Below are 22,247 nucleotides of genomic sequence, written 5' to 3' on the forward strand. Positions count from 1 at the left end.
GTGATGTCAGCATAGCAGTTCGAAGTAGCTACGCAGGAGGAACCCAGCTGGGTTCCTCCTGCAACATCGATAGGGAGGGAGAGACGATCAGGCGGCGTTTTGCTTGCGCCAGGCCAGTTCGTTGGTAATCGTGGCCTTCGGTTGCAGCATCGCGAAATCGATGTCTGCTATCTCTTTGCCGTCTTTGAGTCGCTGCACGAAGTCGGGGTTTGCGAGCGCTTTCTTGCCGACCGCAAGCAGGGTGTGGGGGAACTGGTTGGCAACGTCCTGGCAATTGGTTTCATCAATGCTGCCATTGAGGATCAGGTTGATGCCTTCAACGCTGGCCGCCACGCTAGCCAGACTTTCATCTCCTTCCACAAAGTGCTTCCGGTTCACGTCACCGTCGGTGGTGTGAACGAAGTCGGCACCGGCATCACGCACGGCCTCCACAATTTGGCGGAACCCTGCTGCACCTTCGGGCAACTGGTAGTCGGGGTCGGTTACGGTGCCCTGGGACAGTCGAATGCCGACGGTAAATTTCTCGCCAACAGCCTCTCTTACTGCGCGGACGACTTCCACCACCAGGCGAAGCCGGTTTTCCAGTGCTCCGCCGTACTCATCCTCGCGGCGATTGAAATACGTGCTCAGGAACTGATTCAACAGGTAGCCATTGGCACCGTGAATCTCAATACCGTCAAACCCGGCGGCCTTCGCATTGGCGGCGGATTGTGCGAAACCATCAACAGCCGCCTGAATGTCGGCCTTGGTCATGGCCGCAGGGGTTTGCCATTCAGTCTGGTCACCGTAAAACCCAAGCGGTGCGCCTTTGGGTGTGACTTCACTGGGGCCCTGGGGCTGTTCGGTGAAACGGTTTGCCTGGAACTGCGCGCCGGCGTGCATAAGCTGAACAAGGATTTTGCTGCCTGCGGCGTGAACCCGATCGACAATGGCTTTCCAGCCATCGATCTGTTCCTGGTTTATGATGCCGGGTTGGTTGGCATAGCCCTGACTTGCCTTGTCGTCGGTGTAGGTGCCTTCAGTGATCACCAGTCCGAAGCCGCCTTTTGCATAGCCTTCGTAGTGATCGGCCATCAGGGCATTCGGAGTGCCGTCTGGCTCTGCGCTGGTCCGCGTCATCGGTGCCAGGGCGAATCGGTTAGGTACCTCAATGGTGTTGAACTTTATGGATTGCATCACGTCGCTCATAGATACCCTCACATATAAGTGAATTGATGGGCACCTACTATCGGGCCGCGCCTCGGACTCTTAAAGCGAAGAATATCGACGCAGCCTGTCAATATTTTTGAACGATTATTCTGAGGAGGCGGATTTATTGTCCGAATGCCCAAGCGAGCGGTCCGGCGCAATCTGATCCCGAACCAGCTGTTTGAGTCGGGTAATTTCCGGGAAGCCACCGTCCTCCTTGCGAGACCAGATGCGCTTGTCATTGACCCATACCTCGAAAACCCCGCCAGTGCCGGGATGCAGGCTGAGCTCACTGATTTCACTTTCGAAGGTTGTCAGCAGCTCCTGTGCCATCCAGGCCGAACGCAAAAGCCAGCGACAACCCGTGCAGTAATGGATATCAATTTTGTTGGTCATGATGATGCGTGTAACTCCTTTCTCTTCTCGCTGCCCAATTGCAGCGTGAGACGTTGAAAAAGCTGATCCTGAAATTCCCTGGATAGAGGGTAAAGATGCCCGAGCCCGGGCATTGTGATCAGTTCCCCGGCAGGTAGGTTTTTGGTGAGATGGAGAGCATAGTCCATGGGTACGAATGGATCCTCTTCGCCCTGGTAGATGAGTACCGGGGTTCGGACATCACGAAGGCTGAATCCCCAGTTTCCAAGCTCTGTCAGCAAATCGGTGGTAATGGCTCGTCCGCCACTGTTAAGACACATGAGCTGATCTCTCCGGAATTCTCCCTCGTTAATTAACGCCTGCAAGAGCCTGCGATCGCGTCTGCTGGCCATTTCCTCGGCACCTTTGAGATACAGCCCCGGGTGACGCCTGGACAGCCAGACCATCAAGGTGACAGCCAGTCGGGTCAGTCTGGGGCTGAGCCGGACCAGCTGCGGGCCTGGCCATCTTGTGGCCTGAAGCAGTCCGCCGGAGCCCGGGTATTCTGCAAAATGTGTGAGACCTGAAAGGCAGACACCGAGATCAACTCTACCCGCCAGTCTGTAACAGCAAGCCAGGGTCCGCGAACCGCCGCTGGACCAGCCGATATGACAGAAATGGGCAAGCTCCAGTGAATCGGCAAGCTGTTCGATATCGTCCGGGTAATCGAGAAGTTTACGCCCGGGTTGGAAATCGGAGTTGCCGATACCGGGACGGTCCGGGCTCAGGATGCGAAACCCGTGCTCCCGGGCTTTGTCGTGAAAAAAGCGGCCCTCGAGACGGCTGCCCGGCATGCCGTGACCAAAGACAATCGGGTAGCCAAGAGGATCGCCAAGGTCTGTGTAGGCCAAAATCCTGCCATCTCTGAGCGTCAGAACCCGATCCCACTGGCCAGCGGCGTTAGTCCGTGTCATGGGTTGGATAGACCGAACGGGACAGGGTAGGGGCACAGCCGACGACGCCTCGGGCCTGTTTGTGGGCGTGGAGATACCAACGCTGGCCGGGTTCTGCAAATGTGGTTTTGCTCACGGAGAAGTCCGAATTTTCCATGGTTGCCGGAATTGGCGAGCCGTCGGCGTGGCGATATACACAGCTCACGCCGATGGTCAGCGCTGTGGCTACCGGTAGCTCAACAAAGCCGTCCTCTCTTACATCCGGCTCTTCGCCATTGATAGCAATGATCTTGAGACAGGGGCCGTAATGCACCTTCTCGAGATCATCCAGGTATTCGTTGAGACAATGACTGGCGCTGACGAAGACAGTGTCGGCCTCAATCCCGTCCTGGCCGGAGGGCAGCGACTGGCACCCCTGGAGTATCAGTATCACGAGAGCCACGAGCGGGATCTGTTTCATGATTTCTCCTCAACTGATGGGTGTATCCTGTTTCAGAGCTTTGCCCGTTCCGGATTCGAGACGGATACCGGTGTAGTGTAGCGCGTATCCCCCTCGGCGGTTTTCCGGAGCTGGTCGATCAGGCGGGCGTCGCGATTGTACAAATCATTGCGGAACTGCAGTTGTCCCTCGTTGTCCACCCACGACGTCCAGTACTGAATATGCACAGGCACGGGTTTCGGAAGCACGACCGTCTCCGGTTCTGCCCCGGAAACCACCCGGTCAATCTTTTCCCTGGACCAGCCGGGCGCCGATGCCAGAAGCCGCTCTGCGAGATCGAACGGTTGCTCCACCCGGATACAGCCAGAACTGAATGATCGCTCGGCCCGGGAAAACAGCCCGCGCCCCGGCGTATCGTGCAGGTAAACATCGTACTGGTTCGGAAACATGAACTTAACCTGCCCCAGGGCATTCTGGGGGCCGGGTTCCTGCACCAATTGGTACGGGAAGTTATTCCGGTTCAGTGATGACCAGTCAATGTCCAGAGGATCCAGCTTTTCCCGGTCAGCGCCCCAGCCCCGGTAAACGCTGATATTGAGTCGGGAGAGATAGCCTGTATCGCGGACAATTTGTGGCAACTGGTCTTGAATCATCACTGTGCGCGGTACGGTCCAGGTGGGATTGAATACCAGATACCGGATGCGGTCGCTGAACACCGGGGTTTGACGGAAGGGCTGGCCCACGATCACCCGTTTGCGCAGCACTTCTTCCCCGTTTTCGACCATCTTCATCTCAAATCCGGCGATATTGACCAGTACATAAGTGTCGCCCAGGGTTTCCGGCAGCCAGCGCCAACGTTCGAGCGTGGCGTCAATCTGGCGCAGTCGTTCCACCGGCATCAGGTTAAGGGCCGTTACGGTGTCGCGCCCGATAAGACCATCGGATTCAAGACCATGTCGGGCCTGGAAACCCATCACCGCGGCTTCAAGTTTCGCATCGTAGACAAGCGGATCCGTACCGGTTTCAGTTCCCTGCGCAAGCTCTCCCAACAGAGAGAGTCTGCGGCGAATTTCACTCAGCCGCTCATCGCTGTCGCCGGGGCGAATGGTCGGGCGAGAGGCCAGAGGTAACCAGGGCTGGCCCAGCAATCTGGTCAGTTCCTGTCGTGCAGTCATCAACTTTCGGTAGGCGGGATCGGATGGCCGCAACGAATCCAGTGTGCCGGTGATGTCCGAGCGCTTCAACGCATCCCGCAGAACGGATTCCATCTGGCGTTGGCGCCGATTGGCCGTCCACTCGGCGTGGACCGTTTGTGGGTTGACCTTGCCGACCAGCATATGTGAGCTGAGCATCAGAAAGGCGTCAGAGAAAAGCAGATCCAGATCGGCCCTCAGGTCCTCAGAGAAATCGCTCATGGGTCTGAGCGTCAGCCCGGAAAGAATATCCGCGTGATAGTCAGCCGGGTTCAGGCCGTCATCGCTGGCTTGTTCAACCGAATCAATCAATTGCCGGCGAAGCTCGGCTGATTGCCATACTCGCTGGTATCCGTTGGCGCCATAAAAGGCAGACAGTGCCTGATGGGCCATTAACCTGTTTCCGAGCACCTGCACCGGGAAACCGGCCTCCATGGCTTCAATCCTGGAGACAATGGCTTCGTCTGCGGCCAGGCAGCTGGGTTGCCAGAGGGTGGCAAACAGGGCAAACAAGGTCGGGGCGAGATAACAACGTCTGATTCCATGCATGGATGTTCTCCACCTCATCCCTGAGAGGCATTAAATTGCGGTGGTCGGAGGGACGATACTTTGATGCTACCACAGTGGCATTTGTTCCCCACCTGGTCGCCGGAAAAGATCCTTCCGCAGCGGTTCCTCTTCATGGAGGTTGAGCCCAAGCCGTCGTGCCTTTTTGGTGAAGCGTTGGCGAATCAGATCCGAGTAGGGGCCCGTGCCCGTCATCCTGCGGCCGAAGGTGGCGTCGTAACTCTTGCCGCCTCGCAGGTCGCGCATCCGGTTCATCACGTGCTCTGCCCTTTGCGGAAAATGCCGGTGCAGCCAGTCCTGGAACAGTTCGTCCAGTTCGTGGGGCAATCGGAGCATAATCCAGCTGGCGCGGGTAGCACCCGCGTCCGCAGCGGCTTCGAGAATGGACTCGATTTCTTGATCGTTGATGAAGGGGATCACCGGCCCAAGGATAATCCCGGTTGGAATGCCGGCCGCCGAGAGCTGCCTGATCATCTTCAGGCGAGTGGCCGGAGCGGCTGTCCTTGGCTCCATGCGTCGTTTCAGATCGTTGCTGAGACTGGTGAGGCTGATACGCACAGAACAGAGCCCCTCGGAGGCCATATTGGCGAGAAGATCAAGGTCCCTGAGAATGAGAGCACCCTTGGTAATGATCGATACCGGGTGGCGGTACTCGGCAAGAACCTCCAGCACCTGGCGGGTGATTTTCTGATCCCGTTCAAGGGGCTGGTAGGCATCGGTATTGACGCCCAGGGCAATCGGCGAAACCCGGTAGCCGGGCTTGTCCAATTCTTCTCGCAGCTGCGCTGCAGCGTTCGGCTTTGCGATCAGCCGGGTCTCGAAATCCAGCCCTGGTGACATGTCCCAGTACGCATGGGTAGGGCGGGCAAAGCAGTAAATACACGCGTGCTCGCAGCCGCGATAGGGGTTTATGGACTGATCAAAAGGCACATCCGGGGAGGTATTGCGGCTGATGATGGATCTTCCGGTTTCCTGAATGACTTCAGTGGCCAGGGTATCGGGATTGAGGTCGTCCTCGGGATCGTTATACCAGACGGGGTCGACCTCTCGGTCAGTAACAATGGGCTGGAAACGGTTGTGGGGATTCAGGGCGGTGGCGCGAGTTTTCATGGGCATACCCGATACTGTTTAAATGTACAGTATCGGGTATGCTAACCTCTGTAAACCGCCCGCGCAACCGCTGTTTCAGCGAGTCAGAGCCGAAAGCCCTGGGAGGCCTGGGTCAAGGCTGTTACCTGGGACGACAGTCGCCCGATGTGGGCGTTGAGCTTTTGGCGGATATCCGCGGTTTCTCGGGTGTGGCCGTGAATCTGCTCAACTTTCTGGGCGATTTCCTCGGTGGTGGTTGATATCCCCTCAACCGACGACACCACCTGGTTCATATCCCCCGCCAGTTGTTGGATGGAACTGGTGATCTGTTCGATCGAATGGGCCGCCTCTTTTGAACTTTCCTCACCCTCGCCGGCGGACTTGAGGCCCTCTTTCATTAGTCCGGATATCGCCTGGGTTTCACGGTTCAGTGACTCCACGATGTCGGCGATGCCATTAGTGGCAGATACGGTTTTTTCTGCCAGGGATCGAACTTCGTCTGCCACAACAGAAAAGCCTCGCCCGGCCTCGCCGGCTCTTGCGGCCTCGATAGCGGCATTGAGAGCCAGCAGGTTGGTCTGCTCAGCGAGACCGTTAATGACGCCGACGATAGAGTTGACCTTCTCTCCGGTTTTGCTCAGCTGGCTTACCTGATCGTGGGTTTTCTGAATCCGCTCGGCAAGTTCGGTCATGGTTTTGGCGCTGCGCCTGACCACCTCGGCACCGGAATGGGCGGCCCCGTTGGCGCTCTGAACGGCGTCATTGACGGATTGGGTATACTGGGCAATATCCACTGCGGTGTGGGAGATCTCCTGAACCGCCGTCGCAGTTTGCTCGGTTTCATCTTCGACCTGTTCGCCGTTTTTTCCCATCTGATCGATCAGTGCGTTCAGTTCGGTCTGAAGCACTGACAGCGTCCGATTACCCTCGACGACCTGGCCGATAACATCCGAGACATCGTCCAGCATTTTGTTGGCCGCCTGGCCAAGGCGATTGAATTCATCATTCGGATTGCGGCCCGGCTCGAGGCGTTGGCTGAGGTCCCCGCCAGCAACCCGGGTCAGCAGGTTTACGGTCTCATTGAGTCGCCTGACCAGGGTGCTGGAGGCCGTCGTGAGTGTGAGTACGAGGATGATGACGACCGCTGCGGCGGTTGCAACGATGAGCCATGTTGAGGCTGTCCTGGCTGCGTCAGCCTGTTCGCTCGTTGCCACGATAATCTCCCGGCGGAGCAGGGTGTTCTGTTCCGAGATCAGATCCCTGATTCGAGTGCCGGCGCTCGCGAGCTGGTTCTCGATGGCGGACAGATCCGCGATCAGCGTCTCGGCGTCGGAAAAGGCATCGTCGAAGGCCTGTACCGCCTTGCCAATGTCGATTTCCTGCCAATCCATTTCTGTGACCGTGGCCTGCATCCGCTCCAATGCTTCCCGTGTGGTCTGGGCGTAGGTCGCGTCGAAGGTTGCCAGGTAATCGCGGTAGGTAGAGGCGATGGTGTTGATGTCGTCGTTGAAGATCGAGATGCTGATTTGACGGAGCCTCTCATCAATCGCACTGGACATCGTTGCTCTCAGGCCATCCGACGGCGTGAGCCCGAGTTGTTGGCTCAGGGCCAGCCATTGCGTGCGAAGTCGGGTATACTCCGCAACCTGTTTGTGGATTTGTTGTGCCGTGGTCTTTACGGCGTCGCCCGGGAGGGTTTGCGCTGATTCATTGAGTGCCGATGACTGGGTGGCCAGTGACGCCAGCCGCTCCTGATAGGTTTCAACCTGGTTTGGCTCCAGGCTTTCGCTCATTCTCTCGAGACCCAGCCAGTCGTTCAGCAGGGTGAGGGATGCTGATTCGTAGGCTCTCGCTTCGCTTTGGGCCTCGTACGCGTCCGATACCCTGCCAAGCCCGCTCAGTGATGCCAGTGTGGCAATGGCCAGGCCAATCAGTGTGGCAACAATCAACAACAGGAACTTCTGTTTCCATGACAGGGCCATTCTCATCCTCCGGACAATGTTATTTTTCTTCGCAAATAGCTGAGTTTAGACCAGTTCTGGACAAATGACGGCCCTTTTGACGACAACCGGGAATCCATGTCTGATCTCGCAATTTACCAATATCTGCTGATTGCACTGATTTTCGTCTGGAGTGGTTTTGTCCGTTCCGGGCTGGGATTTGGTGGTGCCGTTCTGTCCCTGCCATTCCTGCTGCTGGTTCTGGATCAACCGTTGGTCTTCTTGCCGATCATTGCGGTTCATCTTCTTGTGTTTTCTTCCCTGACCATCTGGATGAACAACCGCAGAGGGTCGGGTGAGCAACGTCAGGCGGGAACGGGAACCGTCGACTGGCAATACCTCTGGCGAATTCTCGGCATCATGATCGTGCCCAAGCTGATTGGCGTGTTTGGCCTGATTACTATGCCGTCCGACATTCTGAGCGCCATCATATTCGTGATCGTGGCGCTTTATTCGGTCTCCTACATCGTAAACCGGCCGTTCCGCAGTGGCAGCAAAACGGTGGATGCGATCTTCCTGATGGTGGGGGGCTACATCAGCGGTACATCCCTGATCGGCGCCCCCCTGATCATAGCCGTGGCAGCCCAGCATTTGCCGAAAGAGAAACTCAGGGATACCTTGTTTGCCCTGTGGTTTATTCTGGTGCTGATCAAAATGGCCGCTTTCGTGTGGGCCGGCGTCGATCTTCAGCTTATCCACCACCTCTGGCTGTTGCCCTGTGCCGCGGTGGGCCATGTCATAGGGCTTTACGCTCACGACCGGATTCTCCGGGCAGAGACTCCGGTCTTCTTCCGGTTGTTGGGTACGGTGCTGCTGCTGGTGAGTAGCATCGGGATTGTCAGCGTCTTGTGGTAAGCGGAGTGGCGGGCTTCAGCCCGCGCGTCCGAACACCCTCTCGAAGAACCCAACCTCTCGTACGTCCGGAATCGGGAGGTTGTCGACTTCCTCCATGGCCCGTCGCCAGAATTTCTCGGGTTCATCCAGGTGGGCCACTTTAGCCCGCTCATCCGGGCTGTAGTGATTGTGTTCTCCGGCAATACCCTCGGCCATGAGGTCCTGGGTCCAGAGGTAGATCGCGGCGCGAACGGTTCTAAGCAACCTGCAATAGGCGTCGCGGCTCAGATTGATGGCCAGTTCGGCCGTCAGATTGATCTGCTTCTGCAGCACCGCCATCTCGTCTTTTTCCAGCAGCACCCGGTTGCCGTTGCCCTTTTTGCAGTTCACGCAGATTTTCTCAAGGGCTTTTACCCCCTCGGGCAGATCCATGTAACCGAATTCCTCTTTTTGCTGATCATCTACCGGTGCAGGAATCCAGCCGTATTGGGGAGATTTGGCAACGATGTGTCCGTGCAAACCACGCCGGTAGGGCGGTGCGGCTGCAACATCCTGGTAGCCGTCAAATTCGGTACGCAGCCAGGCCGCCATTTTCCGGTGGCGAAGCATCATGGCAAGGGTGATGGCTGAGGGCATGATCTCTTCGAGCAAATCGGAGGAATCCCGCGTGCGCTCGTCAAGATGGTTCACGGATGTTGACATTTCTCCTCCTCGACAACGGGGTTCCCGGTGTTCCTTCCCGTTGCACGTTTGTTGTTTTTGGCGTTCGGTAGTTGTATCTGTCATTGCCGGTGACTAAAAAGTAGTCAGATAATGTTGGGTGCGCCGTTGTAAAAAAGTTACTGCTTTGTAACTTCCGGTAATCAGCCAGACCACGGGAAGGGATCAAGACAATGAATCGGGATAATGGCTTCGAATCGCGCAGAGCTTCCATGGTGGATTATCAGCTTCGTGCCCGGGGAATCGAGTCGCCGCTGGTGCTGGAGGCCATGGGCCGGGTGGCACGTGAACGCTTCGTTCCCGAGCGCATGCGGGACTGCGCCTACGATGACAGCCCCCTGCCCATCGGGGCCGGACAGACCATTTCTCAGCCTTATATCGTAGCGTTAATGACAGAAGCCCTGGACCTGGAGGGCGGGGAAAGGGTTCTCGACATAGGTACTGGCTCCGGGTATGCCGCCGCGGTTCTAGGGTGCATTGCCGGTGAGGTGTTCAGTATTGAACGGGTAGAGGAACTGGCCGATCGCGCTGCCCGTACGCTTGCCGCCGAGGGGTTTGACAATGTCGAGGTTTGCTGCGGCGACGGCACCATGGGGTGGCCGGAGCACCAGCCTTACGACGGTATCGTCGTGGCTGCGGGCGCGCCAGCTGTGCCCGATTCGTTAAAGCATCAGCTTGCAGTTGGCGGGCACCTGGTCATTCCGGTGGGCTCGGAGCATTCCGTGCAGACACTAATGCGCGTTACCCGCCTGGCAGAGGATGGATTCCGGACCGATAACCTGGGCGCGGTGCGGTTTGTCCCCCTGCTCGGCGAGCAGGGGTGGTCTTGACGGTCAGATCTGACGCGCTGGATCAGCTGCCAGCGTTTGTGCTTTCGAAGATCTTGTCGGCGGATGCCGCCACGAAACCCGAGTAGAGCTGGCCATCGGGTTTCGGATAACGCAGGGCAAACTCGTAGAAACAGCTGGGTATGGTCACTGTCTGGTCGGCAAACGCCACAGGTACACGGTCAGCCATGGTTGATGATTGCTCCAGCAGGTCTTCCGGCGAGCCCTTCACCTCCCCGCCAGATGCATTTACCTTGTAGCCGTGAGCTTTCAGCAACTGGTTGATTTCCGGCACCGAGCGGAACTGGTCCAGATGGTTGATGCTGACCGTGAAATGGTTGGCGCGATAGCCCCAGGCGGCCATCCAGGCAGCGTATTCGCTTTCCTTCATCAACTCGCGGTACGTGTTGTAATCGACTTGCCAGTGGCGCCCCGAATACAGGAAATCATCGGCGGCAACCGCTTCCGGCCTTACCTGTTCAACAAGCCGCTTCACCACAGACTGTAACTCCGGCGAACATTGCTCCACCAGCAGCTCGGAGATGAACACCTTGGGAAGCTCCAGGGAGGGGTGCTCATAATGCCTGGCATAGAGTTTCTTAGCCTCGAAATGGTATTCACCGCCCTGACGGTAGCCGAGGCTGAGAAAGTGCTCGGCCAGGGCGTCCAGGCGCACCGGATCCAGGTTGAAGGTTCGAAGCGCAATATGATCGTTGACGATGGCCTGCCCCTCTTCGGCGCCCAGGATTTTATGTATACGTTCGGCAGAGGGCGTCACCTGCCGATAGGACTCCCATAGCCTCTCGAACAGGGTGTCCGGATCAGTATGCATAGCGAATCTCCTCATTAGCCTGTTTGTGACGGGGCGGTTGGCGCTTCTGTGACTGCTTGCTGGTCTGGCCCAGGGGCAGGCAGCACACCAGACTGCCGTCGCCAAGGTCCAGTTGCTTTGCGATTTGCGGTTCCACCACAAGGTCATTGCTGTATGTGGCAGGCCAGACCTGATCGGTCACAGTAGCCCTGAATTCTGAACAACTGGCATTGGCAACTATAGCGGATTTACCGGTTCCTCCCGAATTGTCCGCCGGATCCTGTTGCCCGGTCACGGTGTTTGCCAGGAAGGTTTCCCGCACGCTGGCAATGTCTGACCTGCGGCACTCCAGGGTCGGTCCGCCGTCCAGAAGATCCACGAACCCCCGGTGGCGAAAGCCTTCGCGTTCCAGCATATGCCGTGCCGCACGGGTGTCCTCGTGCACCTGACCGATAGCCGCGATGGCTTCACCGGTCATCTGCCGGGTATACAAGGGTGTGGCGGGGATGAACCGGTCAATGAAGCCGCTCTGGCCGCAGCAGGCCAGCTGTGTTGCAGACATGAAATCCAGATCCGCCACCTGGTGCCTGAGCCAGTTCCAGAACGGAGATTGGCCAGAAGCATCTGAAACACCGCGCATTTCTGCGATCACGGTGTCTGCGAACCGCTCCGGGTGCAGGGCCATGAAGAGAAAACGCACCCGGGAGAGCAGTTTGCCGGCATTGGCCCGTCGAAATTCAGGCCGAAGGTACAGCGAACAGACCTCGGTGCAACCGGTGTAGTGCTGGCAACGGGTCAGGCTTTCCTCAATCTGACGTTTCTGTCGATCTTCTGCGTGATGAATAACGGCATTGCGACGGAAATGGACGAGAGGGCGGTTGACGCCAGCGGCGGCTTCAATTCCGGTGGTGCCCATAATATCGCCGGTCGTGCTGTCCTCCAGCACGAAAAGATAATGTTCATCGCCTGGCTTCGTTACCGTTCGGGCGAAGCTTTCCACCGAGTGATCGATCTTTCGACTCAGGGCATCGCGATCCGGCATCAGCGAGGTGAAGCCAGGGCCGGATTCAGTGGCGATCTGTTCCAGGGCATCGAGATCCCTGGGGGCGATTGGTCGAATTATCATGGCGAGGATCCTGAGCTTTGTTTCGGCTCAGTATGAAAGGCGAGGCTGCCAGATTGCAGCTGCATAACGGTCGAAATGGTCTACAATAACGGCAAATTGATAAGGAGTTTTGGCAGAATGATCAGTTCTCAGGATCAGAAGCTATTGATGCTGCTGAGGCAGAATGCCCGGGCCAGTATTACCGAGCTGGCGAAGGCCATGCATGTGTCACGGTCAACGGTACAGAATCGCATCGCCCGGTTGGAGGCCAGCGGGGTGATCCGCGGCTACTCGGTGCAGTTGGGTGGGGAGTTTTCTGCCAGCCAGGTGGAGGCGCATGTATCGATCAAGGTTTTCCAGAAACTGACCAGCCGGACCAATGCCGCACTGGAGGGGATCAGCCAGGTTTCGCAGCTGTTCTCGGTGAGCGGAGAGTACGACCTGATCGCCATCGTGCAGGCCCAGTCCCTGGAGGAGCTGAGCACTGTGCTGGATGACATCGGCAATCTGGAAGGAGTTGAGAGGACCAACTCTGCCGTGGTCCTCGAAACCCGGTTCCGACGCTAGAAAAGCCTGCTCCGATCAGTACCCCAGCATTCCGGCGTAGGCACTGTAGAAGAAGGCACCCGAACCCAGAAGAATGATGCCCCAGGCGGGAAAGATCAAAAACGAACGTTTTGCTTTGCTCATTGCCATATCCAATTTGCTCGGAAAGTGGAGTCACACTATTCACAGTAGCTCAAACTTGACAAATGTTACGAAAAATTTTGAGGAACAGCTCTCAGGCGAGGATTAATTTGCCAATCGTGCGGGCACTAAATGCTATTGAGCGGGTCTGAAATGACGCTAGTATGAACAGGAATTGCAAACCAAAACATAGAGTAAAATAACAAAAAGGAGCCGTTTATGGCGGTAGATCCCCGGAAGCAGACCTCACTCCATTGCCTGTACTACTGGGCAGAGGAAACCCCCGATAACGTTTATCTTACCCAGCCGTACCCGGATGGCCGTGTCGAGGATATTACCTGGAAACAGGCTGCCGACCAGGTGTCCAGGATGGCCGCTTACCTGAACAGCCTGGAACTGCCCGAGCCCAGCAATATCAGTATCCTCGGCAAGAACAGTGCGCACTGGATCCTGGCCGACCTGGCGATCTGGGCAGCGGGCCACGTTTCCGTGCCGCTCTATCCCACGCTCAACGGTGACACGGCCGCTTACGTGCTTGAGCACAGTGAGGCAAAGCTGCTGTTCCTCGGCAAACTGGATGGCACCGCAGACGGCTGGAACGACATCAAGAACCACATTCCGGACGACCTACCGATCATTTCGCTGCCCATGTCGCCACGGGACGACACCCCGAAATGGCTGGATATCATCGCCGACCAGCAACCGGCAGAGCCCAAATTGCCGGATCCGGACAACCTGGCCACCATTGTGTATACCTCGGGCAGCACCGGCCGTCCGAAAGGCGTCATGCACAGTTTCCGCACCATGATTTCAGTGGCCGATGGCCTGCAGCAGTTGTTCCCGGTTTCCTCTGAAGAACGCATGCTGTCCTATCTGCCCCTGGCTCATGTGGCGGAGCGCGCAGCGGTTGAAACGCAGTCCCTCTATTACGGATTCCATCTCTACTTTGCGAATTCCCTGGATACCTTCCAGGAAGACCTGCAGCGGGCAAGGCCGACGCTGTTTTTCTCGGTACCTCGCCTGTGGATGAAGTTCTATCTGGGTGTTAACGCCAAATTGCCACCGAAGAAGCAGAAGCTGCTCTTCAACCTGCCCATTATCAGCGGTCTGGTCAAAAAGAAGGTTCTGAAACAGCTGGGACTGGACTATTGCCGGGCAGCCCTTACCGGCGCGGCGCCGCTGTCAGCGGATATCGTCAACTGGTATCGCAATCTCGGGCTGGAGCTGTTGGAAGTGTACGGAATGTCGGAAAACTTCGGGTATTCCCATGCCAACCGGCCCGGGCAGGCCCGTGCTGGCTCTGTGGGGATGGCTAACCCTGGAGTGGAACACCGTATCGGCGAGGGTGGCGAGGTGCAGGTGAAAAGCCCGGGGCAGATGCTGGGTTATTACAAGAATGAAGAGAAAACCAAAGAGGACCTTACTGACGACGGCTTCCTGAAAACCGGCGATATGGGCGAAATTGACCGGGACGGTACCCTTCGGATCACTGGCCGGGTAAAGGATCTGTTCAAAACGTCCAAGGGCAAGTACGTGGTTCCGGTGCCCATCGAGAACCGCTTCAATCATCCCAAGGCCGAGGTGGTCTGTGTCGCTGGCGCGAACCAGCCTCAGCCTTGCCTGATGGTCCTGCTTTCCGAGGAAGCCCGGGATGAACTGGAAACCGGCGCTGATCGCGGTGAGCTGGAGCAGGAACTCGCGGCCGAGCTGGACGCGGTGAACGCGGAATGCGAGTCCCACGAGAAGGTCGCCTTTGTGGTTGTGGTCCGGGAGCCCTGGACCATGGAAAATGGCATGCTAACGCCGACCATGAAGATCAAGCGGAACGTGATTGAAGACTTCTACAACCAGAAGATGGACGACTGGTTCAGCCAGAAGAGGAAAGTCGTCTGGGAATTCTGATCCGCTAACGCAAAACGCCGGTGGCCCCAAGGGTACCACCGGCGTTTTCAAATCCTTATGTTCTTTCTGTTCTCAGCCTGAGCGATCTCCCCGCTCATGCCAGACCCAGCTGCCGTTTAGTGGCCGCCCTGCATCTGGCTCATGTCCGGAGCAACGTTTGCTGCTTTCCGGTTGAAGTTCCGCATCTTACGACTGACAAACTGTACCGCCTGCTTTGCTGCAGCACGGGTATACTGGCGCCTGACCTCAGCACTGTTGTGGAGGATACTGGACGGCAGCGGGTTTACGGTTGCGTTATGGTTCTGAGTCATAGCGCCTTCCTCCTTATTTCTGGTGAATTGATTAGCGATCTACCTTTAATTTACAGACGATTCTAAGGGTTCTTATTTGCAGCTCAAATACGTTAAAATCCCTACTCACGTTGCAAATATGCAGTAGCTATGGACTGGGATTATCTTCGATACATAAGGGCTCTGGCAATAGGTGGAACACTTGCCAAAGCCGGAGAATTACTGGGTGTGCACCAAACCACAGTTTTGCGTCGACTCGATCAGATGGAAGAGTCGATGGGGGTGCAGTTTTTTGAACGTAGCCGGGATGGATTGCATCTGACGCCGGTGGGCGAAACCGCGTTTCGGGAGGCCGAGCGGCTGGCCATAGAGATGGAAAATCTCGAGCGTAAACTGGTTGGTCAGGATTCAGCGCCGGTCGGCAAAGTGAGGCTGGCGGCCGAAGACGCGATGATGAATGCATTGCTCAGCCCGATCCTCGCCGAGCTGGTGCGCGAGTTTCCGGACATAGAACTGGAAACCCTGACCGACAACGACGTGGCCAATCTGAGTCATCGCGAAGCCGACCTCACCCTGCGATCGGAAAACAAGCCCCAGGCAACCCTGGAAGGCGAGCGGATTGCGGCCATCGAGTCTGCTGTATACGGGGCTGCGCGTTATTGCCGGCGTCACCGCAACATGGACATCGAGAATCACCCGGAAGGTTGCCTCTGGATCCTGCCGGATGAAACCTTCAGCCATCTGGCCACTGGCCGGTGGTACAGGAAGCACCTGAAGAATGTCACTTCTTTCATTCGCTGCAACAGCTTGCAATCCATGCATGTTCTGGCGAAAGCTGGTGCGGGGCTGGCTGTTCTGCCCTGCTATCTGGGGGAGGGCACCCGCGAACTCCGTCGTCTGTCGGACCCGCTGGAAGGTGAGAGTGTTGACCTATGGCTGCATGTCAATCAGGACACCCAGCAAATGGCCCGGGTTCGCATCGTCATGGAATACCTGGTTGAACGACTTCAGGCTCTGGAGTCCCAACTTGAAATTTCTTCGACTTTTTAGCGAGCATCAGCCGCAAAATGGCCAGAACTGGTACCAGCGCCAGCACTGGAACTCCTGCTCGCAGGTTTTGAGCTGGTTGTCATATCGGAAGGCCCGGTTCTGCACCCGTCCCGCCAGGTTCATGACGGACGGCTTTTGTTCGAAACTCCTGCGAGCGTAACCTCCACGGCCCTCATGGTAGGCAAGATACAGCTTCCTGGGTGCTGAATAGGGAATACCCAGCTGTTGGTGGCTCAGCTGGTTGTACCAGCCGACGAAATCCAGCGCATATTCCATGTCGGTGCGCACGGTAAACCAGCCCTCGCCGTTGGCCACGAGATATTCCTGCCAGGCAGGGTCCAGTGCCTGGGCATACCCGTAGGCTGTTGTCGGCCTGGTCCAGGGGATAAATCCCCACAGTAGGGTTCGTGGCGGCCGGGCATGACTGCGGAACGAGGATTCGTAGTAGACGAACGCCATCTGGGTGGCGATGGGCGTGCCCCAACGTTGCTCGGATTCGCTGGCGTAGTCGTACCAGACGGGGTGCTCCCGGAAAATTTCGCAGACATCTTCGGGATTTGCCGGGGGATCCGGTGCCAGCAGGCTGAAGCGAAGGGTTGCCCAGGTGCCCATCAACAGACCGAGTATCGGGAGCCCATACCATCTGGCCCGGCTTTTCCAGATCTCCAGAGTTGTGCGCCGGCCTCTGTTTCGCCGGCGAGGTCTTTTCCGTATTCCTACCAAACCGTCATCTCCGGCCCCCCGGGATTGCTTGCCGCACGCATCACACCCATGGCATAAGGGAATCAACGACACGTTCTGGATGATAGGTAAATGATGCGATTTCCCCTAATTAAACCTCTTTTAGTCACAGCCCTGCTGATGACCGGTACTGCCCAGGCGGCGCCGGAAGCCCGGGAGGTGCTGGCAGTATCGCCTGTTGACGACATTGTGGCCCGCTACCCGGCGATGATGAGCCAGGGCATCCGTGAGGGGCTGAAGCAGAATGGTCAGCTCCCTCCGATGATGGCCAATACCATCGGCAACATTGTCAGCAGCGGCTTCAACTCGGTGGACATCGAGAAGCAGATCGTTAACGATCTGCAAGCCAGCCTCACCGACTCGCAGCTTCAGGCCGTTCATGACTGGTACGAAACCCCCGTGGCCAAAAAGATCTCCGCCGCCGAGATTGCGGCTTCCGAGCCCTCTGCCTGGCAGGAAATCCAGGCCAGCGCAGCGGAACTGAACAGCCAGTACAAAGGTACTCGCAGAGCGGACATGTTCGATCGGTTTGATCGGGCGGCCCGGGCAACAGAGAGCGCGGTAGATACCACTATCGCAGTCCAGCTCGGTCTGGCAACTGCGATGGCGGCGTTCAGCAGTGACTCGGCCAATTATGAACAGCTGCGCCAGCGCATTGAAAGCCAGCGCAGCATGCTCAGGGGCGTTGTTGGTCAGCAGGTTTACGACAGCTATCTGTACACCTACCAGAACATCGGTGCACAGGAGATGGGCCTGTACCTGGAGTTTCTCGAGAGCCCGGCCGGTTCAGCCTTCTCGAAGGTTGTGACCAACAGCATTCAGCAGGCAATCACCGAGCCGGTGGAGAGTATCGGCAAGCAGATGTCGCGGTTTCTCAGTCCGGAATCGCCAGGCGGTCAGTGAATCCTGCAAGCTCCCTGTAGACGTCGTCCCGTTTGCGCTCATAGCGATGGGAAAAGTGGAATGCAATCAGTTGCCGAACGTTCGCCGCGTTAGCGATGTCGGCACACGCCCTGGTGGTAAGGTGATGCGTTCGCCGGGCCTGATCCTCGTCCACCGCCATGAAGGAGGCCTCACAGAACAGCGTGTGGGCCCCCTGGGCCAGATTCGTCATTTTCCGGATGTTATCGGGGGTGTCGGCGAAATCCGTGCCGTAGGCAATTTTTTCCCCCGGCGCCTGAATCAGGAGCTTGCGGGCCAGATCCTCGGCGCGATAGGTGCACCTGGCGTCTGGTGAGATCAGTTCATCCGGCTGCTGGCGCAGAACAGCCATTTTCAGGTTATGTAGCCAGGGGCCGGGTGTCAGGCCTTCAGCCCGCAACCGGTCATTGCGCACCTGCAGCTTGCCAAAAGGTTGCAGGGCGAAAGCCAGAACAGGCGTGCCGTGGTCCAGCATGGCAGCACGAACCTGGAATTCCGGTTCCCGGAGCAGCACATCGCCAGGGGTGGGCTGGTCTTCCAGCACCGTGGGCGTGCTGTCGCCGGCGGTTATTCTCCAGCGCTTCAGGTGGTCGCCGTGCCATTCGTGAACCACGAATCTCGGGCCCCGATCCTCCACGCGATCCCACAGAATACCGCTGATCAATCCGGTGATGTGCCGCACCAACCCTGGTGGTCCGAACAGCCGGCAGGGCGGGAAGTGACCGATCCGGCTGCGAAGAAACCACATGAATCCCCCGATATGGTCGGCGTGGCAATGACTGATGAAAACGTCAGTTACCTGGTGCGCAGACCGGAGTGGCATGCGCCCGGTATCGCCCAGATCAAACAGAAGACTGCGGGCTTGATGCAGAAGCCTGAGCTGCAATAAAGGGTCACCGCAAACACCGTTCACGAGGGACGCGACCACAGGCCCTGCACGCACTGCCACTTGCGGATCGCTGGTAACGCTGGTCAGGGCGCCCAACTCGACGCTGACCTGGACAGCACCATCGCTCTGTTGCTTGCGGCCCATGGGGTCTCCCGATTGATGAATTATTCGGTGAGTGGGATTTGTGCAAAGCTGGAATAGGGTCCAATCTCCCTAGTATATGCCAGTGAGGAGTGCCGTTATGGATTTCAACGCCTATCAGAAAGCCTTGTCCTCACAATTGAGGGGGGTGGAATGTCCGTTTCCAGAGCAGGAACTTGCAGAGCGTCTGGCCCGTGTCCGGGACAGGATGGCCCGGGAGGATTTTGGTGCGCTGTTGCTGACTGATCCTTCCGACATTTTTTACCTGACCGGTTACAGCACCTTTGAGGTGTCTGTGCATGTGGCCCTGGTGGTTACCCAGGAGGACCTCCTGTTGCAGGTGCCTTCCATTGAAATGGGGCCAGCCATGGTGACCACCCGGGTTGCCCGGGTCAGCGGCTACCGCTGGGAAGGCATCGGTGAAGTGCTCGAACCACTGGTCCAGGCTCTTAACGACGGCGTGGAAACGGTGGGCATTGATGCCTGGCACGGGTCCCTGCGCCATGGCGTGCTGGAAAGCCTGAAGGCACGAATGGCAAGCGTTCGGTTTCTGAACAACGGCGGTCTGTTGAAACAGATCCGGATCGTGAAGTCGGATGCCGAAATCCGTTTTTTGCGGGAAAGCGCGCGGATCACCGCCGAAGGTCTCAGGGCAGCCGTGGCCGCGGTCCAACCGGGTGTCACCGACAATGACATCGCCGCCGAAGGTGCCCGGGCATTGCTGGAGGCTGGCAGTGAGTTTATGAGTATGCAGCCGATTGTCGTGACCGGGCGTCGAAGCAGCGTAATCCACTGCAATCACAAGCGTACGGTGGTGCAGGAAGGCGATCCGGTGTTTCTGGAATTCGGATCAGCCTGGCACCGCTACACCGCCCCGATGATGCAGACTGTTGTGGCCGGGGCAGAGCCCTCTTCTGAAATGAGAAAGGTGCATGACGGCTGCCGGCGGGTTGTCGACACTCTGCTGGCATCGGTTCGCCCGGGGGTCACCTTCGATCAGGCCGCCCAGGACGCAGAGAGAGCACTCCAGCCATTGGCGGGCAAGGTGTTCTTCTCCGGCGTCTTCGGCTACACGGTGGGCGCACAATTTCCACCCTCCTGGGTAGAGGGCTCGGGCTTTATCGCCAGGGGCGGCAATCTGGAGTTCCGACCCGGCATGGTCTTCCATCTTCCCATCTGCTTGCGCATCCCGGGGCAGTGGGGCATTGGGTGTAGTGAAACCATTCTGGTTACCGAAGATGGCGCAGAACCGATCACGGATAACCCCTGGACGCTTGGTTAATCCGGCCCGCCAATAAACAGGAAGGGCGCAATGAGTAGCGAAGCAGCACCGGCCAGCAACGGCAGTTGCCGGCCGATGGTTGGTATTCCCGGTATGAAACCAGGAATCATCAGCTACGGCTGGTTACTTCCAGCAGGTGATAGCCAAACTGGGTCTTGACCGGGCCGATCACGGTATTCAATTCGCTGTTGAATACGGCCTTGTCGAACTCCGGCACCATCTGGCCCGGGCCGAAGGAGCCCAGGTCGCCGCCATTACGGCCGGAGGGGCATGAGGAGTGCTGCTTTGCCACTTCGGCAAAGTCCTGACCGCCTTCAATCGCCTTCTTCAGTTCTTCACATTTTGCTTCGCTGTCTACCAGAATGTGGCGCGCTGTTGCCTGTGCCATGATCAAAGTCCTTATGTCGGATGAATGGGTACATCAGAACGGGAATGCTGCCCGCACAGCTCGCCGGAGGCAAGCCTTTTTATCCGTGTTTCTGCGGCCTCACAGTCCAACGGGCAAACCTGTACAATGCCGCCTTTCTTTTCGCCGGCGTTCGCCCGGCCCCACATCGACAGGTTTGTTTCTTGATCTCCACCGCCAATATCACCATGCAATTCGGGGCTAAACCCCTGTTTGAAAACGTCTCCGCCAAATTCGGTAACGGCAACCGCTATGGCCTGATCGGGGCCAACGGTTGTGGCAAATCCACGCTGATGAAAATTCTCGGCGGCGACCTGGAGCCTTCCGCCGGGCAGGTCATGCTGGAGCCCAACACCCGTCTTGGTAAACTGCGACAGGACCAGTTTGCCTACGAGGATTGCTCGGTCATCGATACCGTGATCATGGGTCACGAAGAGCTCTGGAACGTCAAAAAAGAGCGTGACCGGATTTATTCCCTGCCGGAAATGAGCGAAGAAGATGGCATGGCGGTGGCGGACCTGGAAGTGCAGTTCGCGGAAATGGACGGCTATACGGCTGAATCCCGTGCCGGTGAACTACTGCTGGGCCTGGATATCCCGCTGGAACAGCACAACGGCCCAATGAGTGCCCTCGCGCCGGGCTGGAAACTGAGGGTGCTGCTGGCCCAGGCCCTTTTTTCCGATCCGGACGTTCTGCTGCTGGACGAGCCCACCAACCACCTGGACATCAACACCATTCGCTGGCTGGAAAACATCCTGGTGGCCCGCAACAGCACCATGATCATCATTTCCCACGATCGCCATTTCCTGAACAGCGTGTGCACCCATATGGCGGATCTGGACTACGGCGAACTGCGCCTGTTCCCGGGCAACTACGACGAATACATGACCGCCGCCATCCAGGCCCGCGAGCGCATGCTGGCGGACAACGCCAAGAAGAAGGCACAGATTGCCGAGCTGCAGCAGTTCGTCAGCCGCTTCTCCGCCAACGCCTCCAAGGCCAAACAGGCCACCTCCCGCGCTCGCCAGATCGACAAGATCCAGCTGGAAGAGGTGAAGCCTTCAAGCCGGGTGAGCCCGTTTATCCGTTTCGAGCAGGGCAAGAAGCTACACCGCCAGGCCGTGACCGTGAAAGATCTCTACAAAGGCTTCGGTGAGGAATGTGTGCTGTCCAAGCTGAACTTTCAGATCGAAGCCGGTGAGCGTGTCGCCATCATCGGCCCCAATGGCATCGGCAAGACCACCCTGTTGCAATGCCTGGCCGGCGCCTACACCCCCGACAGCGGCGAGGTGAAGTGGACCGACAGCGCGGAAGTGGGCTACTTCGCCCAGGATCACACGGCGGACTTTGCCGACGATGAAACCCTGACCGACTGGATGGCCCAGTGGACCAAGGGTGGTGAACAGCTGGTGCGCGGCACCCTGGGGCGTATGCTGTTTTCTGGGGACGACATCGGGAAATCGGTAAGGGTGATTTCCGGCGGCGAGCAGGGGCGGATGCTGTTCGGCAAGCTGATTCTGCAGAAGCCCAACGTGATGCTGATGGATGAGCCGACGAACCACCTGGATATGGAGTCCATCGAGGCGCTGAACCTGGCGCTGGAGAACTATCCGGGTACACTGATTTTCGTTAGCCATGATCGGGAGTTTGTGTCTTCCCTTGCGACCCGGATTATTGAGCTTAAGGCTGACGGCATTACTGATTTCAGCGGCTCTTATGATGATTATCTTCGGAGTCAGGGATACGCCTGAGTCTCTGAGTTTTCTTTTGAGCCCAAGATTTGGGGGCTGGGCAGCCGGGGAGGGCTGTCCAAAACACGCTCCTTGCGGCACGTCCATGTGACGCTTGGGCTCCGCCA

Annotated in this window: 22 protein-coding genes; 8 read left to right on the top strand and 14 right to left on the bottom strand. The window is 57.6% G+C overall.

Annotated features, from left to right (window positions below; genetic code table 11):
• Positions 1–87: 87 nt before the first annotated feature.
• The 7 genes from ABNF92_RS16085 to ABNF92_RS16115 all read right to left on the bottom strand — a co-directional run bounded on the left by ABNF92_RS16085 (position 88) and on the right by ABNF92_RS16115 (position 7,765).
• On the bottom strand, positions 88–1,188 hold the full coding sequence (locus tag ABNF92_RS16085) for an NADH:flavin oxidoreductase (protein ID WP_349342709.1): 1,101 nt from the start codon (positions 1,186–1,188) through the stop codon (positions 88–90).
• A gap of 105 nt (positions 1,189–1,293) precedes the next feature.
• Positions 1,294–1,584 carry a SelT/SelW/SelH family protein gene (locus ABNF92_RS16090; RefSeq protein ID WP_136629409.1) on the bottom strand — a complete coding sequence of 97 codons (291 nt, stop codon included), beginning with the start codon at positions 1,582–1,584 and terminating at the stop codon, positions 1,294–1,296.
• Positions 1,581–2,516, bottom strand: coding sequence for an alpha/beta hydrolase (locus ABNF92_RS16095; protein WP_349342710.1), 936 nt, complete (start codon positions 2,514–2,516; stop codon positions 1,581–1,583). The genes ABNF92_RS16090 and ABNF92_RS16095 overlap by 4 nt, the downstream gene beginning before the upstream one ends.
• Positions 2,503–2,955, bottom strand: a complete 453-nt coding sequence (locus ABNF92_RS16100) for a hypothetical protein (protein WP_349342711.1) — start codon at positions 2,953–2,955, stop codon at positions 2,503–2,505. The genes ABNF92_RS16095 and ABNF92_RS16100 overlap by 14 nt, the downstream gene beginning before the upstream one ends.
• A 32-nt stretch (positions 2,956–2,987) precedes the next feature.
• The gene (locus ABNF92_RS16105) at positions 2,988–4,676 is read right to left on the bottom strand and encodes a L,D-transpeptidase family protein (RefSeq protein WP_349342712.1); all 1,689 of its coding nucleotides are present in this window, start codon (positions 4,674–4,676) and stop codon (positions 2,988–2,990) included.
• 66 nt (positions 4,677–4,742) lie between these two features.
• Positions 4,743–5,804, bottom strand: a complete 1,062-nt coding sequence (locus ABNF92_RS16110; RefSeq protein ID WP_349342713.1) for a PA0069 family radical SAM protein — start codon at positions 5,802–5,804, stop codon at positions 4,743–4,745.
• Between the two features lie 83 nt (positions 5,805–5,887).
• Complete coding sequence (locus tag ABNF92_RS16115; RefSeq protein ID WP_349342714.1) at positions 5,888–7,765, bottom strand: methyl-accepting chemotaxis protein; 1,878 nt, start codon at positions 7,763–7,765, stop codon at positions 5,888–5,890.
• A 96-nt stretch (positions 7,766–7,861) separates the two neighbouring features.
• On the opposite strand from ABNF92_RS16115, the gene ABNF92_RS16120 reads away from it, so the two are divergent.
• Positions 7,862–8,638, top strand: coding sequence for a TSUP family transporter (locus tag ABNF92_RS16120; RefSeq protein WP_136629403.1), 777 nt, complete (start codon positions 7,862–7,864; stop codon positions 8,636–8,638).
• A gap of 15 nt (positions 8,639–8,653) precedes the next feature.
• On the opposite strand, the gene ABNF92_RS16125 is transcribed toward ABNF92_RS16120, so the two are convergent.
• Entirely contained in the window at positions 8,654–9,319 is a 666-nt protein-coding gene (locus ABNF92_RS16125) for a hypothetical protein (RefSeq protein WP_069182920.1), read from the bottom strand.
• A 191-nt stretch (positions 9,320–9,510) separates the two neighbouring features.
• Between ABNF92_RS16125 and ABNF92_RS16130 the strand changes: the two genes are divergently transcribed.
• Positions 9,511–10,167 (top strand): protein-L-isoaspartate(D-aspartate) O-methyltransferase, encoded by a 657-nt coding sequence (locus ABNF92_RS16130; protein WP_349342715.1) that lies wholly within the window; start codon positions 9,511–9,513, stop codon positions 10,165–10,167.
• A gap of 22 nt (positions 10,168–10,189) precedes the next feature.
• Here the strand turns inward: ABNF92_RS16130 and ABNF92_RS16135 are convergent, their stop codons facing one another.
• Positions 10,190–10,996 carry a DUF1338 domain-containing protein gene (locus ABNF92_RS16135; protein WP_349342716.1) on the bottom strand — a complete coding sequence of 269 codons (807 nt, stop codon included), beginning with the start codon at positions 10,994–10,996 and terminating at the stop codon, positions 10,190–10,192.
• The gene (locus ABNF92_RS16140) at positions 10,986–12,101 is read right to left on the bottom strand and encodes an arginine N-succinyltransferase (RefSeq protein WP_349342717.1); all 1,116 of its coding nucleotides are present in this window, start codon (positions 12,099–12,101) and stop codon (positions 10,986–10,988) included. The genes ABNF92_RS16135 and ABNF92_RS16140 overlap by 11 nt, the downstream gene beginning before the upstream one ends.
• 117 nt (positions 12,102–12,218) lie before the next feature.
• On the opposite strand from ABNF92_RS16140, the gene ABNF92_RS16145 reads away from it, so the two are divergent.
• Entirely contained in the window at positions 12,219–12,647 is a 429-nt protein-coding gene (locus ABNF92_RS16145; RefSeq protein WP_349342718.1) for an Lrp/AsnC family transcriptional regulator, read from the top strand.
• Positions 12,648–12,986: 339 nt separating this feature from the next.
• Complete coding sequence (locus ABNF92_RS16150; protein WP_349342719.1) at positions 12,987–14,669, top strand: AMP-binding protein; 1,683 nt, start codon at positions 12,987–12,989, stop codon at positions 14,667–14,669.
• Between the two features lie 116 nt (positions 14,670–14,785).
• Here ABNF92_RS16150 and ABNF92_RS16155 read toward each other — a convergent pair whose 3' ends face one another.
• A complete protein-coding gene (locus ABNF92_RS16155; protein WP_349342720.1) occupies positions 14,786–14,980 on the bottom strand; it encodes a hypothetical protein in 195 nt (64 codons plus the stop codon).
• A gap of 129 nt (positions 14,981–15,109) precedes the next feature.
• Here ABNF92_RS16155 and ABNF92_RS16160 point away from each other — a divergent pair, with 129 nt between their 5' ends.
• Positions 15,110–16,009, top strand: coding sequence for a LysR family transcriptional regulator (locus tag ABNF92_RS16160; protein ID WP_349342721.1), 900 nt, complete (start codon positions 15,110–15,112; stop codon positions 16,007–16,009).
• A gap of 6 nt (positions 16,010–16,015) precedes the next feature.
• Here the strand turns inward: ABNF92_RS16160 and ABNF92_RS16165 are convergent, their stop codons facing one another.
• Complete coding sequence (locus ABNF92_RS16165; RefSeq protein ID WP_349344102.1) at positions 16,016–16,723, bottom strand: lysozyme-like domain containing protein; 708 nt, start codon at positions 16,721–16,723, stop codon at positions 16,016–16,018.
• A gap of 99 nt (positions 16,724–16,822) precedes the next feature.
• Here ABNF92_RS16165 and ABNF92_RS16170 point away from each other — a divergent pair, with 99 nt between their 5' ends.
• Entirely contained in the window at positions 16,823–17,653 is an 831-nt protein-coding gene (locus ABNF92_RS16170) for a DUF2059 domain-containing protein (protein ID WP_349342722.1), read from the top strand.
• Here ABNF92_RS16170 and ABNF92_RS16175 read toward each other — a convergent pair.
• Positions 17,625–18,704, bottom strand: coding sequence for an MBL fold metallo-hydrolase (locus ABNF92_RS16175; protein WP_349342723.1), 1,080 nt, complete (start codon positions 18,702–18,704; stop codon positions 17,625–17,627). The two genes, ABNF92_RS16170 and ABNF92_RS16175, sit on opposite strands and share 29 nt — an antisense overlap.
• A gap of 97 nt (positions 18,705–18,801) precedes the next feature.
• Here ABNF92_RS16175 and ABNF92_RS16180 point away from each other — a divergent pair, with 97 nt between their 5' ends.
• Positions 18,802–19,983, top strand: coding sequence for a Xaa-Pro peptidase family protein (locus tag ABNF92_RS16180; RefSeq protein WP_349342724.1), 1,182 nt, complete (start codon positions 18,802–18,804; stop codon positions 19,981–19,983).
• A gap of 109 nt (positions 19,984–20,092) precedes the next feature.
• On the opposite strand, the gene ABNF92_RS16185 is transcribed toward ABNF92_RS16180, so the two are convergent.
• A complete protein-coding gene (locus ABNF92_RS16185) occupies positions 20,093–20,371 on the bottom strand; it encodes a peptidylprolyl isomerase (RefSeq protein WP_048495872.1) in 279 nt (92 codons plus the stop codon).
• A 182-nt stretch (positions 20,372–20,553) separates the two neighbouring features.
• Between ABNF92_RS16185 and ABNF92_RS16190 the strand changes: the two genes are divergently transcribed.
• Positions 20,554–22,140, top strand: a complete 1,587-nt coding sequence (locus ABNF92_RS16190; protein WP_349342725.1) for an ABC-F family ATPase — start codon at positions 20,554–20,556, stop codon at positions 22,138–22,140.
• The last annotated feature ends 107 nt before the right edge of the window (positions 22,141–22,247 follow it).

The sequence above is a fragment of the Marinobacter sp. MMG032 genome (assembly GCF_040112695.1).
GTDB lineage: Bacteria > Pseudomonadota > Gammaproteobacteria > Pseudomonadales > Oleiphilaceae > Marinobacter > Marinobacter salsuginis.